Here is a 23,017-nt window from a genome sequence, read left to right as displayed (position 1 = left end):
CACCGAAGCTCTGCAGCCGGAAAAAGATGGGGCTGCAAATATTTTTTTCTTCTTTTCCCGTGATCCCATAACCGTAGGCGATTCCGATGGCGGCTGACCAAAGCCATGCAATTGTTCTGCGGACAACGGAATTTAGCGAGACAAGTCTCGTCGTGACGCTATTCACCCGCGACTTTGGGCGGTTATCGGCGATCGCCAAAGGGGCTCGACGGCCTAAAGGCCCCTTCGAAGGTTCGCTTGACCTGTTGGCCGTTTGTCGTGTAGTCGTTCATCGTAAGAGTAGCGATGCGCTCGATTTGTTGACCGAAGCGAAACTGCATCGTCGTTTTCGCGGGGCCGATCGTTCGCTCGCTCGCGTTTACGCTGGCTACTACGTCGCTGAAATATTGCGACTGATGACCGATGACCACGACCCTCATGTTGATGTTTACGATTTGACGATTTCCGTGTTGAACCAGATCGATGGCGTTGGCGATGTTGCCTCGACCATTCTCTTTTACGAAGCGCAGATGCTTCGATTGCTTGGCCATGCGCCGGGAATCGATCGCTGTACGGACTGCGGAAAAGAGATGTCGACGACGGCATCGCGGATCCCGTTTGCCTTGGCAACCGGCGGGATCGTCTGTTCAAACTGTGCCCCACGCCAGCATCAATTGATTTCCGTTCGCAACGTGGTGATTGAGCAACTACGGAACTTGGTTGATTCCAAAACGTCGCTGCCAACCTTGGTTTCCGCCCACGTTTATGGGGAGCTAAGAGCCGTGATGAGCCGATACATACAAACGATCGTGGGCAGAGTGCCCCGAACGCAGTACTTGCTGCCGCAGTCGGTGCAAACCGAGTCCCTGCCGTCTGCCTCGAATCCTACGGAACCGACCGCATGAAGCGATACGACCAAACCATGCAACGATTGCTACCAAAATCGATCCGACAATGGATTCCAAGCGTGCAGCGGATTGCCCCGCTTCACACGATGCCTCGCGCCGTCGGTACGACTCGCTGGGTTGCCTCCGCGATCGCGGTTTGCACGCTAGGCGTTACGACGGGATGCCAATCGTTTTCAAGACCGCCCAGTTTATTTCCATCCGATTCGTCGCTGTACGACGTGTCCGAGGACGAGGGCGTTCGGCACGCGTCCGACACGAACTCCTTTGGCGACATCGCTCGCAAGAATACAACCCGCGTGGTGAACTTTGTCACCATGCGAGAACAAGAGAACGTGGTCAAGGCAAAAGAACTTTACAAGCAAGGCGACACCGTGTTCCGCCAAGCCGGGGCGATGAACGACGAAGAAGCCAAGGCCACGTTCCACAAGGCCGCCAAATTTTTTCGCCGTGCCAACGAGGCCTCGCCAGGGACTGCGTTGCAGCAAGACGCGATGTTCATGCAGGCCGAAAGCTTGTTTTTCGCCGATCGTTTGAACGAGGCGAGCGAAGTTTACACCGAGCTGCAGAAAACCTATCCACGCAATCGTCACAACGACCGCATCACCGCGCGATTGTTCAGCATCTCGCGGTACTGGATCGACACCGAAAAAGCGACAGAGGACAAGTGGAAGTTCTTGAACTTGACCGACCACAAACGTCCGCTCACCGACGCGGACGGTCATGCCATCCGCGTGCTCGATCAAATTCGCTACGACGACCCGACCGGCAGATTGGCGGACGATGCGACCATGGCTGCCGCTGCGGAACACATCCGCCAAGGCAAGTTTGAAAAGGCTGACGAATTTCTAACCGACTTGCGAGAAACCTACACCGATAGCGAGCATCTATTCCTCGCTCACCTGTTAGGCATCCGCTGCAAATTAGAAATGTACGCGGGACCGGAGTACAGCGGTTTGGTGCTGGATGAGGCCGACAAGATTGTCGAGCAAACTCACACCCGGTTCCCTGACAAACTACGCGATGAAAAGTATTCGGATATCCTTGCTCGCGCTGCCGCCGAGATTTCCTTTCACCGCGCCGAGCGATTGGCGACGCGAGCTAAGTTTCGCGAAAACAAAAAAGAGTATGGCGCGGCACGTTATTACTACAACGAATTGCTGAAGCTGCACCAAGACACTCCGCATGCCGAGACCGCTCGCACGCGATTGGCTGCGATCGAAAAACTGCCGGACGTGCCGACTCCGCAGCTCGCTTGGCTGACGACCGTGTTCCCCGACTCTAAAGCCACCACCCCGCTTGAAACGACCTTTGACAACGGCGAAGAGCGTCCGGAAACCGATAGCCCCACCATGCTAAGGTAAACGACGGCTGTGAATGGAATCGTCAAATCTATCGACGCGATTGTTCGCAGCACTTTGTTGCTAACCATTTCGCTATCGTTCGTCGGCGGATGTTCGCTGTATCAGTACGGCCCCTCGTCGCTGTATCGATCGGATATTCGCACGGTGCATGTCCCGATCGTTCGTAACGAAACGTTCCGTCACGATCTAGGACCGCGATTGTCATTGGCCATCGTGACCGAGATCGAAAGTCGCACGCCATTTAAAGTCGTCTCGGACCCGGCAGCCGACAGCACACTGTTGGTGGTCTTGACCAGCGAAAACAAAAATGTGCTGACCGAAACCAGTTCGGATGACCCTCGTGCACTCGATGCCACGCTGACCGCACGAGCGGATTGGGTCAGCCGCCGAGGTGAGAAACTGTTCCAAAACACCGTGACCCCGCAAAGCGGTTCGGTGATCTCGTTCAGCCAAGACTCGCGATTTGTCCCCGAAGCGGGCCAGTCGATTGATACCGCGATGCAGGCGACAATCGAGAAACTTGCTCAGCGAATTGTTTCTCAGATGGAACTTCGTTGGTAAGGCGATCCGTTGTAGAATGCTGCGACGTTCCATCGACGAACGCAATGCACGCATCTTCCGCACACGTGATGGCAATCTCAAAGTTCATGTCGGCAACGGACTCGGGCTCAGATAAAGGCCCCAATCAGACAACGGACCCGCGGTCCCATATCGATCGCTGCGATCACTGGGACATTGGTGCACGGCAGCTCCGTTTCGGCCGCATTCCATTGGTGATGGGGATTTTGAACGTCACTCCCGACAGTTTTTCTGACGGAGGACGACATCAATGTGTTGACGTTGCCGTCGACGTGGCGCTGCAGATGCAGTCCGACGGGGCCGCGATCATTGATATTGGTGGCGAAAGCACACGCCCCTACAGCGACGCGGTCGATTGCCAAGAAGAGATCACGCGTGTGATCCCGGTGATCGAGAAACTAAAATCATCGGGGCAGCTCACGATCCCGATCAGCATTGATACGTCCAAGGCCGAAGTGGCCCGTCGGGCGCTGGATGCCGGTGCCGAGATCATCAACGACGTGACGGGACTCGAAGGCGATCCGGCGATGGCCGCGATTGCGAGCGAACGCGGGGTCGGGGTCTGCGTGATGCACATGCAGGGCACCCCACAAACGATGCAGAACGATCCAAGCTACGACGATGTCGTCGGCGAAATCGAAGCCTACCTTCGCGAGCGTCTGCGTTGGTGCGAGCGGAGCGGAATCCGCCGCGACCGAGTGTGTTTGGATCCTGGGATCGGTTTCGGCAAGACACACGAGCACAACTTGATGCTGCTGCGTGCAACCCGTCGATTCGTCCAACTCGGTTCGCCGTTATTGATCGGGCATTCACGCAAAGGTTTCATCGGACATCGGATCGGCGACAAAAATGCCGACCGTACCGCAGGCACGCTAGGAGTTTCCTTAGCGATGGCAGTAGCGGGAGCGCAAGTGATCCGCGTGCACGACGTCAAACCAACCGTGGATGCCCTGATGCTTTTCGAAGCCTCGGGCGGCCTCGATTAACGCTTTTGTGACGGAGTCACTTTGTCGCGTTGGGGCTCACGATTTTTCTCGCTCGCAGCCGAGTCGGCTTTCGTCGAGGACGACGTCGGCCCGGTGACGAACAAGTGGCATGTATCGACCGTTCCGTTGGCACTGACCTGAAACGTATCCTTCAAGCCGTGAACGGTTTGAACGGTGTAGGTTGATAGATTAATCATCTTCGGTTCCCCTGCTGCCCAGCGCAGAATGACGTTTAGTACTTTAGAAGTATTCGCCTTTTTCCTACGAAGTCTCCGAACAAACTGACACCGAATTGTCAGAAGTAAGACTCTAGGAATCAGTTTATCACGAATGATCCGAATAGTCGCATCAAAACCCGGTCCGTGGCAATGTGGAAATCCAAAGCCAATGGAGTACAATCACCCGCAAAGCCCCGCCATGGTCGCCACAGCAAACACAAGGTGACGTGGTGGGGTTATAATTGTTTCGACCCTGGCGTTCCGAAAACTTTCCTAATTCCGGGGAAACAGAAAAGACTTGCTCGATTGCTAGAAAATCGACATCGCTGATCCAATTTTGTTGATGTCCATTCATACAAAACATCGGCGGGCAAAACATCAGCGGACTCGAGATCTGAATTTAACCATACACCCTGTCCCCCTACCATTGCGAAACGGCTTGCTCATGCACCCCCACCACTTGACTCGTATCGTGCTGATCGGCGTCAGCATCTTGGCGGCCCTGACGAGAACACAACATGCTGAGGCGGAGCCGACGCGGCCCAACATTCTATGGATTACGAGTGAAGACAACGGACCGCACCTGGGGTGTTACGGCGACACCTACGCCGACACGCCTCACCTTGATGCGTTGGCGTCCAAGTCGCTGCGGTTTCGCCACTGCTGGTCCAACGCGCCGGTCTGCGCCCCAGCCCGCACGACCATCATTTCAGGGATGCATGCCACCAGTCTCGGTGGACACCATATGCGAAGCGGAGTTCGCTTACCCGACGACATGAAGCTGTACCCGCAACTGCTTCGCGAGGCGGGTTATTACTGCACCAACCACGCCAAAACCGATTACAACTTTGCTAACGGAGACGCGGGTTGGCAAAAGGGGAGTGGCAAATCGCCTTGGCGAAATCGCCCGTCCGATACAACGCCGTTTATGTCGGTGATCAATTTTACGATCAGCCACGAAAGCCAGATTCGCAAGCGTCCGCACACGTTGGTCCACGACCCTGCCAAGGCGCCGCTGCCGAAATACCATCCCGATACACCTGAGTCGCGTCATGACTGGGCTCAGTACTACGACAAGGTAACCGAGATGGACAAGATGGTTGGCGGTGTGCTGCAAGACCTGGAAAAGGATGGGCTCGCCGATTCGACGATCATTTTTTATTACGGTGACCACGGCAGCGGAATGCCGCGTAGCAAACGATGGCCCTTCGATTCAGGTTTGCGTGTACCGTTGTTGGTCCATGTGCCTGAACAATTTCGTTCGCTTGCCCCCAAGCATTATGCCCCCGGTGGCGAGTCGACTCAGTTGGTCTCGTTCGTCGATCTCGCCCCGACCGTGATCAGTTTGGCGGGAGTCAAACCGCCGTCGAACATGCAAGGCGTTCCGTTCGCAGGCGAGTTTGCGGGTGCTGAAAAACCGTATTTGTTCGGATGGCGTGGGCGAATGGACGAGCGAATCGACATGGTCCGCAGTTGTACCGATGGTCGTTACGTTTACATGCGACATTTCTATCCCGATCGCCCTTACTTGAAACACGTTGACTACATGTTCCAAACGCCCACGACGCGGGTTTGGAAACAGATGTTCGACGAAGGCAAATTGAACGAGGATCAAGCAAAGTTCTGGCAGCCAAAACCGGTCGAAGAATTGTTTGATTTGCAAAGTGATCCCGATGAAGTCAAAAACCTTGCGGACGACGCAGCGCACGCGGATCGCGTTAGCATGATGCGTGATGCGGTTCATCGCTGGATGGTGGAAACTGGCGATCTGGGGTTGTTCCCCGAGGCCGAGATGCACCGCGTTGTCGCCGAGGATGAATCGCCTCGCGAATATGCCTTGAATCATCCTGAACTGATGACGCGACTCGCACAAACCGCCCTCGATTCAACCGATGTCCACAGTGACTTGAGCACTGAAAAAATGATCGAGCTAGCGTCCGACGAGGATGCGGTGATTCGCTTTTGGGCTGTCCGCGGTTTAGGACTTCGCCACGCCGACACCCCGGCTGCGACCGAGGCCGTTCAACGAGCGATGAACGATGAATCGCCCAGCGTCGCGATCGCCGCGTGTGAAGCAATCCAGGTCATTGGAGGCAAAGCGGACCAGCAAGCGGCAACCGAGCGACTACTGGAGCTTGCCAATGTGGAAAGGGTAGGGCATTTCGCCGCCATCGAAGCGTTGAACGTAATCGACATGGGAGCTCCGCTTGATGCGAAGCTGAAAAAGCAGATCGCAGCGTTGCCACGATCTTTGAAAAAGCCACCTCCACGCGTTGGCAAGTACGTCGGCCGATTGATCGACGACATGAGCGTGGCAACGCCATAGTGGGTTTACTCGCGTCATCGGGCGGTGGGCCGCACCGCCCGATGACATCAGCTTTCGGCATCACCGAGTGGCGTTTTTAGCGGTGCGGCGCCGCCAAGGTCGATTGCGCGGGTCCACTTTGGACTCTGGGTCGACAGATCGCGACGAACTCGCGACGATAACAGGCAGACGTTTTCATTAGTTGCTTGTTTGTGTTGAGATTGTTTGATGGAAATCTTAGGCGGTCCTTACTTCAGCGTTGCCGGTGCGGGCGAATCGCATGGTCCTGCCGTGACGACCATCGTGTTCGGCTGCCCTCCGGGCCAGATGATTCGCCGCGCCGATGTCCAAAAATACCTCGACCGGCGACGTCCCGGCGGAAACAAGCACGGGACGCCTCGCAACGAAAAAGACAAGGTCGTTTTCTTGTCGGGACTTTTCCAAAACGACACCGACCAATTGCTGGGCGGCGGCAAGGTCACGGTTCAACTCGATGGCGATTCCTTTGAAAGCGAAGCGTACGAGCAGGGCTACACCACCGGCGAACCGATCGCCGCAATGGTGCTTTCGACCTCGAAAAAATCAGGCGATTACACTCAGTTTGCCGGTCCGACAGGCGAGGTCCGGCCGGGGCACACCGATCTGGTCAAATTCCACAAATCGGCTGGTTTTGTCGACGTCCGCGGCGGCGGTCGATCCAGCTATCGAGCGACGATCTCGGATGTGGTGGGTGGCTCGATCGCCCGCATCCTGTTGGCCGAAAAATTTGGCACCGTGATCCTATCGTCCATCTCGCAAGTCGGACCGCTGAAGGCAAAACAGAGCTTGGCGGATCGCGTGGCCGAGTTGATGCAGGATGGTCAACGGCAACCAGTCGCGGCCGATGCGATTCGCAAACTCGAAGATTCGTTGACTTCGGCGACCATCCACTCGATCGATCCGGAGTTTGCCGACGAAGCGGGTGAATTGATCAAACAGACGCGGATGAAGGGCGATTCGCTCGGCGCGATGGTCGAAGTCGTTGCGGTCAACGTGCCGCCGTTGTTGGGTGACCCGCTTTACCAGAGCTTGAAAGTCCGCTTGATGGGTGCCCTAGGCGGGCTGAATGCCGTGCAGTCATGCGAGGTCGGCGCCGGACGGGATGTGGTCCAGCGACTCGGCAGCGACAATAACGACCCGATCCGCAGCAGCGGCTATGTCCGCAACAGCCACGGTGGCATGATCGGCGGGATCACCACCGGAATGCCGCTGGTCATGCAAGTCGGATTCAAACCCACCTCGACGATCAATCAGCCGCAAGAATCGGTCCGCAAGAATTTTGAAGAAATTGAGTTTGAACTGGTCAAAGGACGGCATGACCCGTGTGTTGGCGTGCGGGCCGGCGTGACGCTCGAATCGCGAGTGGCAATCGAGTTGGTGAACGCCGCGATGTCGCACCAAGCCAGTCAATTGTCGAGTGACCTTTCGCGGCTGTTTTAGGCTGTGGGGCGGGTTTTGCACGCAGCCTATCTCGCTTGCACGCTCGTCTGCTAACACAACGAGCCCCACCCAGAGCCGGCTACCGCCGACTCTGACCTCCCCAAAGGGGAGGTAAAGCCACTCCTTCACTCCTTCACTCCTTCACTCCTTCACTCCTTCACTCCTTCACTCCTTCACTCCTTCACTCCTTCACTCCTTCACTCCTTCACTCCTCACTCCTCACTCCTCACTCCTCACTCCTCACTCCTCACTCCTCACTCCTCACTCCTCACTCCTCACTCCTCACTCCTCACTCCTCACTCCCTCACTCCCACTCTCCCTCCCCCCGTGACGATCATTCCGATTAGCCGTGACGGTGGGAGCATCAATTCGCGGCGGCGGCGGGATTTCGAGGACGAAATCGCTTAGCGGGTACTTTATAATGGGCTCATGCGTTCATTCCCTAATCGTGCTGCCCCGCTTGTATCCTATTGCCCTGGTTCGATGCCGATGCGTTTTCTGGTCTTCACCGTTTTAGTGCTGCCTGTTCTCTTGTGGGGGGGATTGGCGAACGCGGCCGAATTGAGTGCTCGAGAAAAGCGAGCGGTCGACACCGTCAACCAAACGATTCGCACGGCAGGGATCGAATACAAAGCGGGCAATTTCTCAGCGGCCGGTGAGGCGATCACGCGAGCGATGGACCAGATCGACATCGCCATGAAAGTCGGTTCGGCCGAGTTGCTCGATGCGTTTGAACCGGCGATGAAGCGAATCTCGACCGCCCACGCGCTGCTGGAACTCGAAGGCGTCGCGGTGCCTCCGTTTCGTCGCCCCACGCTCCCCTCGGTCGACGCCCCTAAAGCCGACGGCGCAGCGGCGGGCGAGGAAGGCGAAAAGCCTGAGATGGTTATCTTTGACATCAACGATCCATCGGCTCAGCCCCCGAATGCAACGCCGCCGAAAGTCGATTTTGCCGCTGGCGTTAGCTTCACCCAGCACGTCGCGCCCATTTTGGTGGGTCGCTGTGGACGCTGCCATGTCTCAGGATCCAAGGGTGGATTCAACATGGCAAACTACGAAGCTCTGATGAAAGGCTCGCGGGCAGGCGTCGTCGTATTCCCCGGCGACGTGCCCAACAGCGTGTTGGTCGAAGTGATTGAATCGGGAGCGATGCCGCCCAACGGCAGCGTGTCGACGCAAGAATTGCTAACGCTGAAGACTTGGATTAACGGCGGCGCCAAATTCGACGGCACCGATCCAACGGCCACCCTTTCTGCGGGCAGCGGCGTGGCTCCGATCGACGAACCGGTTAAAACCGCAATGCCTGAAGTCAAACAAGCCACCGGGAAAGAAACCGTCAGCTTTGCCGGAGACATCGCTCCGCTGTTAGTCGAAGCGTGCAAGGGATGTCACATCGACGCGATGCAAACGCGAGGCGGACTGCAGCTCGATACCTTCGCACGCATGATGCGAGGCGGCGACAGCGGCCCGATCATTTCGCCCGGCAATGCAGCGGACAGCTTGCTTGTCAAAAAACTGCGTGGCATGGTCGGCGAACGGATGCCCGCCGGGGGTCGCCCCGCCTTTTCCGAAGACTCGATCCAGTTGATCTCCACTTGGATCAATGAAGGAGCCACGCTGGACGGGGCCAGCAAGGACCAACCGCTCGACGTGATGAGCAAGTTGGCGTGGATGAAAAAAGCCTCGGCGAGCGAGATCAGTGCGAAACGAAAAGCGGACGCCGAAGATGACCTGAAACTGGTGAACGCCAGCGGGGGCGAGACGCACTCGCTGTCGACCGACCATTTCTTTGTCACCGGGACTGCATCCAAACCGACGCTCGAACTGGTTGGTGCCAAGGCCGAAGAAGAACTGAAGTGGGCAAAAACGGTTGTCGACGCCGGCGAGGGCGAAGCGTTTTTCCGGGGCAAAGCGACGATTTTCGTGATGCCGCGACGTTACGACTACAGCGAATTCGCCAAGATGATCGAAGCTCGTGATGTGCCTTCGGATTGGAATTCCCACTGGAAGTTCGACGGGATCAACGCCTACATCGCCGTGGTCGCCACCGACCGCGACGAAGAGGACGAGATCGCCAATCGACTGATTTCCCCCCTCGTCAGCCTTGCCGTTGCCACGCGAGGAATGGATGTTCCACGGTGGTTCGCCGAAGGAGTCGGCGCGAGTGTATTTTCCAAATCAGGAACAAAGGTCGATCGCGATGCGAAACGTCGCGAGGACGCCGAGATTTCCGCGGCGGTGGTGGCGATGAAGGATGCCAAGCAATTCCTCGGCGAAAAATTGAAACCCGAGCAAACCGATCGCATCAGCATGGCCATCGCGGCGTCGATGATGGATCGCGGACGCCGCAAAAACTTTGACGCCCTGATGCGAAACCTCAGCGATGGTTTGCCATTCGAGCAAGCGTTTCAGACTGCGTTTCGCGTCACTCCCGCCGCGTACATCACCCAGTGGCTGAAATGGGTAAAGGGGTAGGGCAGAGCAGGGCAGGGTAGTAGCGTCGCGGCGCGGGGCTCATGCCCACGGTAAAGTCCACCTGCGTCGGCTTGGAAAAAAACGCGTTTCGATTCAGAATCATCGTTTTGCTGCTTCTTCCCGCTCACCCCTTGTGACATGCCAACGATGACTTCTCGCGACCAAACGCTGAATCAATATCACGAGCTGATGCAGATCAATGCGGTTTCTCATCTGCTTCGCTCGGCCCGAGAAACCGGGCTGATCGACCAATTGCGAAAAGGACAGCACACGGCTGAACAGCTCTGCAGCACGCTCTCGCTCTCGCCCGAACCAACCCAATTGCTGCTCGACGCGATGACCGCGATCGGCATTTTTGAAAAATACGAAGACGACTATGCGTTGTCGCAAGCAGCGCAGCTGTTGTGCCAGTACGACAAGGACTTGGGGGATCGACGCTGGCAAAAGCTCACCGCTCGCGTGGTTGGCAAGGGCGACCGAGCCGCCGTGTCGCCGACGGAATACTTTGACCATGTTGCGGCGACGCAGTGGGCGCATACTCCCGCGGCGATGGAAGCTGCCGAGATGCTGAACATTGGCGGTGAAGGCGAAGTCGAAGGCCCAAAAATCCTGGACCTCGGCTGCGGCTCGGCCGTTTGGAGCTGTGCGATGGCTCACCGCGACGCGAAATCGACGATCACGGCGGTCGATTTCCCCGGCCCGATCGCTGCAGCCACCACGATGGCCGATTCGATCGGATTGAAGCCACGCTTTACCGCGATCCAAGCCGACCCCGCCTCAGCGGAACTGGCCTCCGAAAACGATTTACCCAACGATTTCGATATCGCGTTGATCGCCCAACGCTTGTTTGCCCAGCACCCCAACGAGCAGATCACGCTATTGAAACGAGCGATTTCGGCGGTTCGTCCCGGCGGCCGCGTGATCGTGATCGATTTATTTCGTGGCCCCAGCAAGCCGAATTTGACCGAATCAACCGAGGCCCTCAAACTCGAACTGGAAACTCAGGGCGGGGCAATCAAGACGCTGAAGGAGGCGGAATCGCTGCTGGTCAGCGAGGGATTGGAAAAGATCAAGTTCACCTTTATCCCTGCCAGCCGGATGGGGTTGGGGATGATGGTGGCGTTCAAACCGGAATAAGATTCGAAACCGTAATGACCGCAGTCGAGTCGCCGTCGAGTTAGATGAGTAGCTACGCTCAACATAGCGCAGTGAGTAGCTACGCTCGCCAGAGCGTGGAGTGGAGAACAGCGACGCTCGCCAGAGCGTGGAGCATTTCGACGCCTCTCCACCGTCTGGCGACGGTAACTACGCGGTAGCTCGTCAATGATTGATTTGATGCCCCACTCGGGGCAAAACAGTGAACATTCGCCCACTGGCCAGCTGCGACCTCGCAAGCGTTCGGTTTCCGAAAAGGGCAAAAATCGTACCTTGTCTGCCGTGATTGACGAGGTTTCTGGCAAGAATCGGCATCATTTAACTCAAATTTAGAAGAAAGTTCCGCTGCCGCGTTGACGATCACGCAGGTAAGTTCCTACGATACGCGGCTCGATTCCATCTAAAACCTGTCACTTATGGACCCCCAGCGATGGCTGTCCCCAAAAGAAAACATTCCAATAGCCGAACCGGCAAACGTCGTTCACATGACCACGTCAAGAAGCGTCAAGTCGCTTATTGCCCACAATGCAGCTCGGCAGTGCCAACGCACACGATCTGCCCTAAATGTGGGTACTACCAAGGCCGCACCGTCGTCGAATCGCCTAACGAATAAGTTCGACGCGTTCGTTTTCCTGAGGCACTTGCCTTGCACCGCAAGGCTTCTGCATCTTTGAAGAAGGGGCTGCTGTGGCGCTCGACGTTGACTCTGTGGGCATTCTTTTCCCAGGCCAAGGTGCTCAAAACATCGGCATGGGACGCTGGCTGTGTGAAAACTATCCTCAAGCCCGCGCGCTCTACGACACTGCATCGGAAGTACTCGGCTACGATCTGATCGCGCTTTCGCAAGAAGGCCCCGAAGACAAGCTGAACGCAACCGAATTCTGCCAACCGGCACTGTTTGTCGTTGGCATGGCAGCCGCCGAGGTCGTGTTGAGCGAACGCCCAGAACTGGGCGACAAAATCAAAGCCGCAGCCGGATTGAGTCTCGGCGAATACACCGCCGTCTGTTTCGCGGGCGGAATCCAATTCAAAGACGCCGTCCGGCTCGTCCAACGACGAGGCGAAGCGATGCAGGCTGCCTCGGACGCAGTGCAAAGCGGAATGGCCAGCATCCTCGGATTGGACCTGGAAAAGGTGCAGGCGGTTTGCGACCAATCTCGCCAAGGCGACGAAGTGCTGCAGCCAGCAAACCTGCTGTGCCCCGGTAATATTGCGGTCTCTGGACATCTTTCGGCGATCGATCGTGTTGAATCCGCCGCCCAAGAAGCCGGTGCGATGAAGACCGTGCGGCTTAGTGTTGCCGGCGCCTTCCACACCTCGCTGATGCAATCGGCGGTTGCCAAGCTGGGCGAAGCGCTCGAATCGATCGAGATCCAAGACACTCGCATCCCGGTTTACAGCAATGTCGACGCGGCACCGCACCAATCCGCCGCCGAAATCAAAAACTTGCTCAGCCGCCAAGTCGTCAATCCCGTTCTCTGGGAAGCTTCGATCCGCAAAATGATGGACGATGGCATCGAAGGATTCCTCGAAGCCGGTACCGGCCGCGTGTTGCAGGGAACGCTGAAGCGGATTCACCGCAAACTGCCTACCGAAGGCTTCGGAGACGGCTGAATCCCAACACAGCTTCGACCTCAAGACAGCGGACGCTCCACTCGCCTGAACGCAGAGCGGAAACGGAGCGGACCAGACGGGGCTTGAAGGCTGGCACACGAAATAAGGCTGCACACGCAATACCGACGACAGGCTGGAAGCCTATCCCACGGGCGGCCTGTGCTACAACGCTCACATTCCTTTGATCTAGAAAGACAAACGCACCATGCAACTATCCATCTCAGTGGACTTGAAGGGCCAAGTGGCGGTCGTCACCGGAGCATCGCAAGGGCTTGGAAAGGCGGTCGCAGTCGCCTTGGCTCAAAACGGAGCCCATGTGGTCTGCTTGGCACGCAACGCCGACAAGCTGGCTTCCACCGTTAGCGAGATCGAAGCGGCTGGCGGTACCGCCGAAGCGATGTCGGTGGACGTGACCGACCGCGCCGCGGCAGCGGCAGCGATCGAAGGGACTGCGGAAAAGCATGGCCGATTGGACATTTTGGTCAACAATGCCGGGATCACTCGCGACAAACTGATGCGGGGCATGTCCGACGAAGAATGGGACGACGTGATCGCCACCAACTTGACCAGCTGTTTTGTTTGTTGCCGTGCTGCGGCCGGTTTGATGCGGAAAAAGAAATACGGCCGAATCATCAACATGGCCAGCATCTCGGGCATGATCGGCAACCCCGGCCAAGCCAATTACTCGGCGAGCAAGGCGGGCATGATCGCACTGACACGCACGCTCAGCAAAGAATTGGTCAACCGCGGCGTGACGGTCAACGCGATCGCCCCTGGATTTATCGCCAGCGAAATGACGGCTGAATTGGGCGATGTGGTGCTCGAAGAAGTCAAAAAACGAATTCCTGCCAAACGTGTTGGCAAACCCGAAGAAGTGGCTGCCGCGGTGCTGTTCCTCGCATCGGCGGATGCCGGCTACGTCTCGGGGCAAACCATCGTCGTGGACGGTGGGATGATTGGCTAATCCGCCAACGCTGACCGGTGACTGCCCGCGAAAGAGAGAGCAAAGCGGCCCTCAATCCTTCACCAGATTGCGTGCCTTCGCGAAAATCACGATACTTCCGTCGCATACAGCCTGTCGGTGTATTGACGTGATTTAGCTTTTTGACCTATCTTTTCGGCGAAAGCACTGGTCGCTGCCGGGCTCTAACCCTTGAATGAAGGCTGGGCCAACAAAGACGGAGTTGCCAATCTTGATTGAGCCTTCGTTAAGACCGGTTTTGGGGAAGTCGAGTTACTCCGCTTCCCCGAACCTCGTATCCTCCTAACAAACTTGCTGACATTTCCCCCGGAGATAGCCCATGGCTAGCGTCGAAGAACGCGTTGTCGATATCGTTGCTGAACAACTTGGCGTCGACAAAGACAAGATTACTCGAGAAACCTCCTTCGTGAACGATCTCGGTGCTGACTCACTCGATACCGTGGAACTTGTGATGGAACTCGAAGAAGAGTTTGACATCAGTATTCCCGACGAAGCTGCTGAAAAGATCCAAAAGGTAGGTGAGGCAGTCGATTTCATCGAGAACGCCAAAGGTGATGACGCCTAAGGCTGTCGGTCAATAATGATGGACGGCTTGGTTCCGCTCCAACAACGTTAACCAACAATTCGATTGTTGACGCTCTTGCCGCCCGAGAGATGTTGGCGTGGCCCCTTTTTGGCTCACGAGAACATGTCAAGGCGGCATTTATTTTGTAAACTCAGCTGATTACTCTTCTCGATACTTATTGAAGGCCTTCTTGATGCAAGCCCGGTCGGAACGTCGCGTTGTCATTACTGGTTTGGGTGTGGTTTCACCACTCGCAGTGGACGTCCCGCAATTTTGGCAACGTTTGACAGCAGGTGAATCGGGTATTCATGACCTGACCACGCTCGATACCAGCCAATACAAGGTCCACTTCGGCGGTGATATCCCCGATTTCGATATCTCGGGGGTGGTGGATCATCGCGAAGCCAAACGACTCGACCGCTTCACCCAATTCGCGGTCCACGCAGCCGAACAAGCGATCACCGATGCCTCGATCGATTTCGCGTCGCTGGATCGACACATGTGTGGCGTGATACTCGGTTCCGGTATCGGCGGACTTGGTGAAATCGAAGTCCAGATCGAGAAAATGATCACCAAGGGCCCGGACCGCGTCAGCCCCTTTACCGTGCCCAAGATGATGCTGAACGCCGCTGGCGGCAACATCTCGATCACGCACGGATTAAAAGGCCCCAACTTTGCCGTCGCAACCGCTTGCGCCAGTGCCACCAACGCGATGGGCGAAGCCATGCGAAGCATCCAGCTTGGCGAGACCGATTTGGTGATCACCGGCGGCACCGAAGCCGCGATCACCCGCATGGGCTTGGCAGCGTTTCAGAACATGAAGGCGCTTTCAACTCGCAACGAAGACCCGGCCGGGGCCAGCCGACCGTTTGACGCCAATCGCGATGGCTTCGTGCTTGGTGAAGGCGCCGGCGTGCTGATCTTCGAAGAACTCGAGCATGCGAAGGCTCGCGGTGCAAAGATCTATGCCGAAATCATTGGTTACGGAACCACCAGCGACGCAGGACACATCACCGCTCCGGACCCAGCAGGCCTTGGCGCTGCCGCCGCGATGCAAGCCGCAATCGACGACGCGGGAATCCAACCGACCGAAATCGACTACATCAATGCCCACGGAACCAGCACCCCGCTGGGTGACAAGGCGGAAACGCAGGCGATCAAGACGGTCTTTGGCGATCACGCCTACAAGACTTCGATCAGCAGCACCAAGAGCTCGCTTGGACATTCCTTGGGCGCTAGCGGTGGCATCGAAGCCGTCATCTTGTGCAAGACAATCGAAACGGCCACGATCGCTCCCACGATCAATCTAGAGACTCCCGATCCTGCTTGCGATTTGGACTACACCCCCAACGAAGCCAAAAAACGAGACGTCAAAGTGGCGATGAGCAACAGCTTTGGCTTCGGCGGCCACAATGCATGCGTTGTCATTCGCAAGCTGTAGCAGCGGCACCTTTTTCGGTGCGACCAATCTGTTGCGTCGCCAGGCGGATCCCCGTGAACCGCTTGGCGTGCCGATTGAAACCATCCGCCGCAAATGACACGGCGTCTGTAGGACATCACGATGACCACTGCGCCCAATCCAGAAAATCGACGCTCGGGCACCTCCGATCCCAATCGCCCGACTCCGCTGGATCGCACCGAATACGTCGAACAGGGCTACCTCTTTCAGCTGCTAAAAGAACGCATTGGCGAACAATTGCCGATGCAGGAATTGCTAGAGCAGGCACGGCTCGAGTTGCTGGCCACCACCAATTTGCCGATCGCGGCGGAGTACTTACTGACTGAACTGAAGCATTCCGGCGTGATGGCGCCGGCAATGCACCGGATGAGCCATTATTTCAATGCCTTCCAAACTTACTTGATCGAAGAAGCCGAACACGAAACCGGTCGCTTTGCCACCGAAACGGCACTCCACATCCTCGAAGCCGATGCCAAGTATCGCGCTGGCGACGCGAAGCCGGCAGGCTTGTTTCTGTTTCAGTTCGAAGCCCTCTGTCGCAATCGACTGAACTACGACAAAGGCTTGACCGCGATCAGCCAAGATCCGATCTACGACGCGACTTGGGCAAAATGGATCTTGATGATCCGGGCTCAGGTGGGACTGATTGATTTTGCGGACCTGCTGTTCTTTGCCAGCGAGGACTATCGCAAGCGATTGGTCGAAGCAGGCCAAACGCTTGAGGGCAAAGGCCCGTTTTTATTTGGTGAAAAAGAAGGCCGCATTGCCTTTGGCAACCGCCGCAAAGAACCGCTGTACCTGTTTGCCGCGATGCAGCGACATTTGGGCTATCCTGCGGTGCCGCGTCACAAGATCGTCAAACGCGACCACGAAATCATTCCGCAATTGGCCCGCCGCATCGAACGCCTGGAAACACGGATCAAGATGTTCGAAGAAGAACAGCGAGGCGGAATGGATATCACGCGGTTCTACGAAAAGAACAAAGCCAAATTGAACATCCCCGAGGTAGAAGAATAACCGCTCGGGTGCCAATGACACGAAGTATTTCGCAGCGGAAATCGTCAACGACTTGTTGATTTATTGAGCCGCGACGCGTCAGCGGCCGGGTCCCACACGATACCCGGTGCCTTACGGCCCACGGCTCACCATTGCGATTTCCATTTGAATTAACTCGACAAGCCGTCAAAATTTTCGTCAGGCATTCACGATGGAGCAACCATCCACGCTTTGACGAGCGAAGCTACGAAACGCAAATGCCGAACGTGCCGAGGCTAACGCTTTGGACCGGCAACCCTGGCTTGCCCGGCGATCAGAAACGCAATCTCCATCGCCTGTTCGTAATTCAGCCGCGGGTCGACGTTGCTTTCATACGCGGTCGACAAACCGCTGGACTTCAGCCCCGCGGCGCCGCCGATACACTCGGTAACATTGTTGCCGGTCAATTCCAAATGAATGCCACCCACGATCGTGCCGTGCTGGGCATGGATGGTAAACGAATCACGCACCTCGCTCAAAATTTGATCAAAGTGCCGCGTCTTGATTCCGTGATCCGTGGTGATCGTGTTCCCATGCATCGGATCAACCGACCACAGCACCGGATGACTCGATTTCTGGACCGCAGCGATCAGCGGTGGCAGCGAGGCTGCGATCCGCTCGGCACCAAAGCGACAGATCAACGTCATCCGGCCCGCCTCGCGACTAGGGTTTAGCCGATCCAACAACTCGATCAATCCGTCGGCCGTCGTGCTTGGGCCAACCTTCACCGCGATCGGATTTTTGATGCCACGAAAGTACTCGACATGAGCCCCGTCGATCGCCCGCGTCCGATCTCCGATCCAAGGGAAATGAGTCCCCAAGTTGTACCATTCTGCTTCTCCGCTGGCCTGCCGAGTCAATGCTTCTTCGTACGCCAACAACAACGCTTCGTGCGAAGTGTAGAAATCGACTCGCGATAACTCGGCACGGGTCACCCCGCCTAACACGTCGAGGAAATTCAACGAGTCGCCGATACCACGCACCATTTGGTGATACTCGTCCGACTGCGGTGACAAACTGACGAAATTGAGTTCCCAGTTCTCGGGATGTTTCAAATCGGCGAACCCACCTTCGGTCAGCGCTCGCAGATAGTTCAACGTTTGAGCCGAATGCTCGTAGGCGGCGAGCAGGTTTTGCGGTCGCGTTAGACGGTCCTCGGGTGTAAACGGACTCCGATTGACACAGTCACCTCGATAGGATGGCAATGTCACGCCGTCGCGAGTTTCGGTGTCGCTCGAGCGTGGTTTGGCATACTGGCCCGCGATCCGGCCCACGCGGATGATCGGCTTTTCAAGCCCATACACCAGCACCAAACTCATCTGCAGCAGCACTTTGAGTTTCTTTTCGATCGGATCGGCGCGGCACGCCGCAAAGCTTTCGCTACAGTCGCCTCCTTGCAGTAAAAAAGCGTCCCCGTTAGCGGCCAATGCAAGCTGCGTTTTCAGCCGATCGATTTCCCATCGGGTGACCAACGGCGGCCGATCGCCGAGGTGCTGCAATACATCACGCAGGGAATCGGAATCCGCGTACATCGGCTGCTGTAGCGCCGTTTTCGATCTCCAACTCGATGGATTCCAATCGCTCATGGATATTTGCTGGCTGGTTGAATCGGTGGGCCATTGGGACATCCCCAATCGACCGAATTGCGGATTGCCGCGCCGGAATTCACGCGTCAGACAAGTTTGCCTTTTCACGCCGCCGCCAAGCAATACACGCTCATCGTATCCCCGCCGCCTCGTTTGTAAAATGTGGCCGCCCCGCCCAATTTCCTTAGCACTCGAACATCGTGCCCCATCAAGCGACGATCTCATTACAATAGAAGTCTGCCGCTCGCGATGATGCTGCCCGCCCCCCCAACCTTCGTTCTCACCTAAAACCGACGATGCCCACACCTTCACGTCTGTCGTCATACACCGCTAGTCTGCTCGTTTCGCTTTGCCTTGGAATCATGTTACTTGCTTTTTGCGCAGTGACCGCCGTCGCAAACGAACCGATCGATTTTGCTCACGACATTGCGCCCATCCTGCAGCGAAACTGCGTGACCTGTCACGGTGGTCGCGAAGCCGAAGGAGACTTCTCACTCAATACACGCAGCCTGATGATCGAATCGGGGATGGTCGAACCGGAGGACTCGTCCAATTCGGAATTGATTCGCTTGATCACATCTGAGGATCCCAACGAACAAATGCCGCCGCCGGATCGGCCTCGTTTGAGCCCCAACGAAACGGCACGGCTCCGCCACTGGATCGATCAAGGGATGCCGTGGGACGATGATTTCACGTTTGCAATTCAAAGCTACGAACCGCCGCTACGGCCGCGGCGTCCCGAGCTGCCACCGGCAATCGACGGACGCGTCAATCCGATTGATCGAATTCTCGATGCCTACTTAACCGAGCATGGGTTGCCAACACCGCCACCGATCGACGACGCGACGTTCTTTCGCCGTGTCCACTTGGACTTGGTCGGTCTGTTACCAACGACCGATGCACTGACGTCCTTTCAGAACGATTCGTCACCCGACAAACGAACTCGCTTGGTGGACGACCTGCTGTCACGCGAAATTGATTACGCCGACCACTGGTTAACGTTCTTCAACGACTTGCTTCGCAATGACTACAGCGGCACCGGATTCATTACCAAAGGACGTCGGCAAATCAGTCGCTGGTTGTACGAATCACTAGTCCAAAACAAACCGTTTGATCAATTGACCCGCGAATTGATTGCCCCAAGTTCGGACGAAAGCCGTGGTTACATCGATGGCATCAAGTGGCGTGGAACGGTTAGCGCTGGGCAAACGCTCGAAATCCAGTTTGCACAATCTGTGTCGCAGTCCTTCCTCGGCATCAATATGAAGTGTGCCTCGTGCCACGACAGTTTTATTGACCGCTGGACACTCAAAGAGGCTTATGGATTAGGAGCGATCTATGCCGAAGCACCTCTGCAACTGCACCGCTGCGACATACCGACCGGGGAAACGCAACAAGCATCTTGGTTGTTTCCTGAACTGGGTCAAATCGATGCCTCAGCGCCTCGCGAGGAACGACTGCAGCAACTAGCGCAGCTGTTGACGCACCCAGAAAATGGACGCTTCACACGCACCATCGTTAATCGGCTGTGGTACCGTTTGATGGGACGAGGCATTGTCCAACCGCTCGACGCAATGCAATCGGAACCATGGAACGAAGACCTGCTGGATTACTTGGCCGTTCACTTAGCCGAGCATCAATACGATTTAAAAGCGACACTGCGGCTGATCGCGACCTCGGCAGCCTATCAATCGAAAACCGAGATCAGCGAAGACGATTCGGCGATCGGCGACTACGTTTATCGCGGCCCACGTGCCCGTCGCATGACCGCCGAACAGTTCTTAGATGCGGTGTGGCAGTTGACTGGCAGTGCTCCGCAAAAGTTTGACGCCCCCGTTTCGCGTCATGTCAGTTCGCCGGGTGCAATCAATCCAAACACCGCCGATTCGGTGTTATCGAAGGCCAAATGGATTTGGGGAGGCCGCAACGGACACGCCGCTCCCGCGAATCAAGAAATGTGGATTCGCAAAAAATTTGATTTGCCGGGCGAAGTCTTGCAAAGCGGATCCGTCCTGACCTGCGACAACGAATTCACCTTGTATGTCAATGGAACCAACGCCGGATCGTCCAACGATTGGACCAGCCTGCAATCGATTGAGTTTGCAAATTTGCTACGCCAAGGAACCAACGAACTGCTGTTTCAAGTCAAAAATGCGGGGCATACCCCCAATGCCGCGGGCCTGTTCTTTGCAGCCAATCTTTTGCTCGAAGATCAAACTCAGCTATCGATCGTCAGCGATCGGTCATGGGAATTCCATCCCGACGTCGAAAAGCCCCTTCCTCATCCTAAGAACGCTCATGCTGCTGCCCCTGCCGAGGGCTGGAACACGGTTTCGGTGGTGCAACCGGTCAACGTGTGGAGCGATTTGATTGATCGCGAAGCCGCCTCGGCACTCGCAAACGTCACCGGTTCGTCGCGTCACATGCCGATGGTTCGCGCTTCGCTGATGAAGAACAACGCCTTGATGCAATCGTTGGGTCGACCGATCCGTGATCAAATCGTTTCCATGCGGCCAAGCAGTCTGACGACTCTCGAAGCCATTGACCTAGCGAATGAACCCTCGCTCGCCGAAGCGTTTGCCACCGGAGCCGAGCGTTGGAATGACGAGAAGTGGAACTCGACCGACGAGCTTGTCCAGCACTTGTTTCAATCCGCGTTAACTCGCGTCCCAACGAAATCCGAAGCGGCATTATTTCGCGAAACTCTAGGCGAATCCCCGACCACCGAACAACTGCAAGACGCGTTGTGGGCCATTTGTATGCTGCCTGAATTCCTGCTGATTCGTTAACCGCACACCGCGGCATGGTCATTCCCGCTTCGCACAAAAAACACGATCCCACCGAACCAACCCCGAGTCACTGTGATGCAATTCCAACACGATCCCGAGCGTCCTGAACCCTTGGTGCGTCGCGATTTTTTGCGGCAGCTTTCCGCCGCATCGCTTGCTGCCATGGCATCCGGTGCCCCACGGCAATTCGCCTCGGCAATGGACCACGTGGAACATCCGCAACCGACCGCCGATGCGTGCATCTTGATCTGGTTAGCAGGCGGGATGGCGGCGCCGGACACATTGGACCCGAAACGTTACCATCCATTTGAAAAGGGCTTGAAGGTAGCCGATATGCTGAGCACGTTCCCGGCCATCGATACCGCCGTGGACAATATCAAAATCTGCAAGGGGCTGGAAAATATCGCGGGAGTGATGGACCGCGCGACGCTGATTCGCTCGCATGTGCAACCGGACCTTGGCAGCATCCTGCATTCCCGGCACCAATACCATTGGCACACCGGCTACGTTCCGCCGCAAACGGTTGCCGCGCCCCATATCGGTTCGTGGATGGCCCGTGTGTTGGGGCCGCGTAATGAAGTGATGCCGGCGTTTGTCAATATTGGCCAACGACTCGAAGGGGTGGGTGAGAGCGAAGAACTAAAAGCATTCACCACCGCGGGATTTTTTGGCAGTGAATATGGACCGATGAATTTGCCGTACCCGGATCGCGCGGCGGTATCGGTTCGTCCTCCCAAAGGCATGGATGCTCAGCGGTTTGCCAATCGCAACAAACTGTTTCGACGATTGGTCGACCAAAGCCCGCAGCGAGAATTCATGAGCGACTATCACCAAGAATCGATGCTGCGATCGTTTGACAACGCCTATCGGCTGCTCAGTTCCAAAGAGCGCAAAGCGTTTGACATCTCACTTGAGCCCAGCGACGTTGCCCAAAAGTACAACTCCACTCGCTTTGGCCAAGGCTGCTTGTTGGCCCGCCGATTGATCGAAGCCGGAACGCGATTCGTCGAAGTCACCACGGAATATGTCCCCTTTTTGCATTTTGACACTCATAATGATGGCCACACGACGATGGCCCGTATGCACAGCGAAGTGGATCAACCGATCGCGCAATTGATCCTTGATTTGGAACAACGCAAACTGCTCGACCGAACTCTTGTTATCGTGGCCTCGGAATTCAGCCGCGATGCGTTGATGGAGGGTCAACCCGGATCCAACGCCAACGACCAAGCTCGCGAAAAAGTGGATGCCGTCGCTGAAATGAAACACTATGGACTACACCGGCATTTCACCGCGGGATCAAGCGTGTTGCTGTTTGGCGGTGGTATGAAGTCAGGTTTTCTATACGGAGCCACCGCTCCGGAACGTCCGCTGGTGGCCATCGAAGATCCCGTGTCGATCGAAGATTTACATGCCACGATCATGACGGCGATGGGGATTAGCCCGCGAACTGGCTTTGATATCGAAGCACGCCCCTTCTACGTGACCAAAGATGGAAAAGGGCAAGCAGTTGAAGCACTGTTTGCTTGACTTTGCGTTGCG

General features: G+C 56.4%; 18 protein-coding genes. 16 read left to right on the top strand and 2 right to left on the bottom strand.

Annotated features, from left to right (window positions below):
• Positions 1-86 precede the first annotated feature (86 nt).
• The 4 genes from recO to folP are packed head-to-tail and all read left to right on the top strand — an operon-like array spanning position 87 to position 3,813.
• A complete protein-coding gene (gene recO / locus ABEA92_RS16495) occupies positions 87-884 on the top strand; it encodes a DNA repair protein RecO (RefSeq protein WP_345684943.1) in 798 nt (265 codons plus the stop codon).
• A 17-nt stretch (positions 885-901) separates the two neighbouring features.
• The gene (locus ABEA92_RS16490; RefSeq protein ID WP_345684942.1) at positions 902-2,248 is read left to right on the top strand and encodes a tetratricopeptide repeat protein; all 1,347 of its coding nucleotides are present in this window, start codon (positions 902-904) and stop codon (positions 2,246-2,248) included.
• Positions 2,249-2,257: 9 nt separating this feature from the next.
• Positions 2,258-2,809, top strand: coding sequence for an LPS assembly lipoprotein LptE (lptE, locus tag ABEA92_RS16485; protein ID WP_345684941.1), 552 nt, complete (start codon positions 2,258-2,260; stop codon positions 2,807-2,809).
• A gap of 44 nt (positions 2,810-2,853) precedes the next feature.
• Positions 2,854-3,813, top strand: a complete 960-nt coding sequence (folP, locus tag ABEA92_RS16480; protein ID WP_486348736.1) for a dihydropteroate synthase — start codon at positions 2,854-2,856, stop codon at positions 3,811-3,813.
• On the opposite strand, the gene ABEA92_RS16475 is transcribed toward folP, so the two are convergent.
• On the bottom strand, positions 3,810-4,010 hold the full coding sequence (locus tag ABEA92_RS16475) for a hypothetical protein (protein ID WP_345684940.1): 201 nt from the start codon (positions 4,008-4,010) through the stop codon (positions 3,810-3,812). The genes folP and ABEA92_RS16475 overlap by 4 nt on opposite strands.
• 466 nt (positions 4,011-4,476) lie before the next feature.
• Between ABEA92_RS16475 and ABEA92_RS16470 the strand changes: the two genes are divergently transcribed.
• The 10 genes from ABEA92_RS16470 (at position 4,477) to ABEA92_RS16425 (ending at position 17,082) form a co-directional block, all read left to right on the top strand.
• Positions 4,477-6,357, top strand: a complete 1,881-nt coding sequence (locus ABEA92_RS16470; RefSeq protein ID WP_345684939.1) for a sulfatase-like hydrolase/transferase — start codon at positions 4,477-4,479, stop codon at positions 6,355-6,357.
• A 207-nt stretch (positions 6,358-6,564) separates the two neighbouring features.
• Positions 6,565-7,815: a chorismate synthase gene (locus ABEA92_RS16465; RefSeq protein WP_345684938.1), complete on the top strand. Its 1,251-nt coding sequence runs from the start codon at positions 6,565-6,567 to the stop codon at positions 7,813-7,815.
• Between the two features lie 429 nt (positions 7,816-8,244).
• Positions 8,245-10,290, top strand: coding sequence for a c-type cytochrome domain-containing protein (locus ABEA92_RS16460; RefSeq protein WP_345684937.1), 2,046 nt, complete (start codon positions 8,245-8,247; stop codon positions 10,288-10,290).
• 147 nt (positions 10,291-10,437) lie between these two features.
• On the top strand, positions 10,438-11,427 hold the full coding sequence (locus tag ABEA92_RS16455) for a methyltransferase domain-containing protein (RefSeq protein ID WP_345684936.1): 990 nt from the start codon (positions 10,438-10,440) through the stop codon (positions 11,425-11,427).
• A gap of 448 nt (positions 11,428-11,875) precedes the next feature.
• On the top strand, positions 11,876-12,058 hold the full coding sequence (gene rpmF, locus ABEA92_RS16450) for a 50S ribosomal protein L32 (protein WP_081614431.1): 183 nt from the start codon (positions 11,876-11,878) through the stop codon (positions 12,056-12,058).
• A 74-nt stretch (positions 12,059-12,132) separates the two neighbouring features.
• Positions 12,133-13,059 carry an ACP S-malonyltransferase gene (gene fabD, locus ABEA92_RS16445; protein ID WP_345684935.1) on the top strand — a complete coding sequence of 309 codons (927 nt, stop codon included), beginning with the start codon at positions 12,133-12,135 and terminating at the stop codon, positions 13,057-13,059.
• 205 nt (positions 13,060-13,264) lie between these two features.
• Positions 13,265-14,023 carry a 3-oxoacyl-[acyl-carrier-protein] reductase gene (gene fabG / locus ABEA92_RS16440; RefSeq protein WP_345684934.1) on the top strand — a complete coding sequence of 253 codons (759 nt, stop codon included), beginning with the start codon at positions 13,265-13,267 and terminating at the stop codon, positions 14,021-14,023.
• Positions 14,024-14,360: 337 nt separating this feature from the next.
• Positions 14,361-14,606 (top strand): acyl carrier protein, encoded by a 246-nt coding sequence (locus tag ABEA92_RS16435; protein ID WP_008708273.1) that lies wholly within the window; start codon positions 14,361-14,363, stop codon positions 14,604-14,606.
• Between the two features lie 193 nt (positions 14,607-14,799).
• Positions 14,800-16,047 (top strand): beta-ketoacyl-ACP synthase II, encoded by a 1,248-nt coding sequence (gene fabF, locus ABEA92_RS16430; RefSeq protein WP_345684933.1) that lies wholly within the window; start codon positions 14,800-14,802, stop codon positions 16,045-16,047.
• Between the two features lie 120 nt (positions 16,048-16,167).
• Positions 16,168-17,082, top strand: a complete 915-nt coding sequence (locus tag ABEA92_RS16425) for a hypothetical protein (protein ID WP_345684932.1) — start codon at positions 16,168-16,170, stop codon at positions 17,080-17,082.
• A gap of 254 nt (positions 17,083-17,336) precedes the next feature.
• On the opposite strand, the gene ABEA92_RS16420 is transcribed toward ABEA92_RS16425, so the two are convergent.
• Positions 17,337-18,686 carry a class II 3-deoxy-7-phosphoheptulonate synthase gene (locus ABEA92_RS16420; RefSeq protein ID WP_345684931.1) on the bottom strand — a complete coding sequence of 450 codons (1,350 nt, stop codon included), beginning with the start codon at positions 18,684-18,686 and terminating at the stop codon, positions 17,337-17,339.
• A 362-nt stretch (positions 18,687-19,048) separates the two neighbouring features.
• Between ABEA92_RS16420 and ABEA92_RS16415 the strand changes: the two genes are divergently transcribed.
• Complete coding sequence (locus ABEA92_RS16415) at positions 19,049-21,475, top strand: DUF1549 domain-containing protein (protein ID WP_345684930.1); 2,427 nt, start codon at positions 19,049-19,051, stop codon at positions 21,473-21,475.
• A 75-nt stretch (positions 21,476-21,550) separates the two neighbouring features.
• Positions 21,551-23,005 carry a DUF1501 domain-containing protein gene (locus tag ABEA92_RS16410; protein ID WP_345684929.1) on the top strand — a complete coding sequence of 485 codons (1,455 nt, stop codon included), beginning with the start codon at positions 21,551-21,553 and terminating at the stop codon, positions 23,003-23,005.
• Positions 23,006-23,017: the final 12 nt, after the last annotated feature.

Origin of the sequence: Novipirellula caenicola, assembly GCF_039545035.1 — a bacterium.
In the GTDB taxonomy this organism is placed as follows: Bacteria; Planctomycetota; Planctomycetia; order Pirellulales; family Pirellulaceae; genus Novipirellula; species Novipirellula caenicola.
This window is presented reverse-complemented; position numbering and strand designations above follow the sequence as displayed.

Excerpts from the sequence above, each read along its gene's own strand:
- ABEA92_RS16435 (WP_008708273.1), top strand. The coding sequence starts at position 14,361 with ATGGCTAGCGTCGAAGAACGCGTTGTCGATATCGTTGCTGAACAACTT.
- ABEA92_RS16425 (WP_345684932.1), top strand. The coding sequence starts at position 16,168 with ATGACCACTGCGCCCAATCCAGAAAATCGACGCTCGGGCACCTCCGAT.
- ABEA92_RS16465 (WP_345684938.1), top strand. The coding sequence starts at position 6,565 with ATGGAAATCTTAGGCGGTCCTTACTTCAGCGTTGCCGGTGCGGGCGAA.
- recO (WP_345684943.1), top strand. The coding sequence starts at position 87 with ATGGCGGCTGACCAAAGCCATGCAATTGTTCTGCGGACAACGGAATTT.
- ABEA92_RS16470 (WP_345684939.1), top strand. The coding sequence starts at position 4,477 with ATGCACCCCCACCACTTGACTCGTATCGTGCTGATCGGCGTCAGCATC.
- ABEA92_RS16420 (WP_345684931.1), bottom strand. The coding sequence starts at position 18,686 with ATGAGCGATTGGAATCCATCGAGTTGGAGATCGAAAACGGCGCTACAG.
- ABEA92_RS16475 (WP_345684940.1), bottom strand. The coding sequence starts at position 4,010 with ATGATTAATCTATCAACCTACACCGTTCAAACCGTTCACGGCTTGAAG.
- ABEA92_RS16490 (WP_345684942.1), top strand. The coding sequence starts at position 902 with ATGCAACGATTGCTACCAAAATCGATCCGACAATGGATTCCAAGCGTG.
- folP (WP_486348736.1), top strand. The coding sequence starts at position 2,854 with ATGCACGCATCTTCCGCACACGTGATGGCAATCTCAAAGTTCATGTCG.
- fabF (WP_345684933.1), top strand. The coding sequence starts at position 14,800 with ATGCAAGCCCGGTCGGAACGTCGCGTTGTCATTACTGGTTTGGGTGTG.
- rpmF (WP_081614431.1), top strand. The coding sequence starts at position 11,876 with ATGGCTGTCCCCAAAAGAAAACATTCCAATAGCCGAACCGGCAAACGT.
- ABEA92_RS16460 (WP_345684937.1), top strand. The coding sequence starts at position 8,245 with ATGCGTTCATTCCCTAATCGTGCTGCCCCGCTTGTATCCTATTGCCCT.
- ABEA92_RS16415 (WP_345684930.1), top strand. The coding sequence starts at position 19,049 with ATGTTACTTGCTTTTTGCGCAGTGACCGCCGTCGCAAACGAACCGATC.
- fabG (WP_345684934.1), top strand. The coding sequence starts at position 13,265 with ATGCAACTATCCATCTCAGTGGACTTGAAGGGCCAAGTGGCGGTCGTC.
- ABEA92_RS16455 (WP_345684936.1), top strand. The coding sequence starts at position 10,438 with ATGACTTCTCGCGACCAAACGCTGAATCAATATCACGAGCTGATGCAG.
- ABEA92_RS16410 (WP_345684929.1), top strand. The coding sequence starts at position 21,551 with ATGCAATTCCAACACGATCCCGAGCGTCCTGAACCCTTGGTGCGTCGC.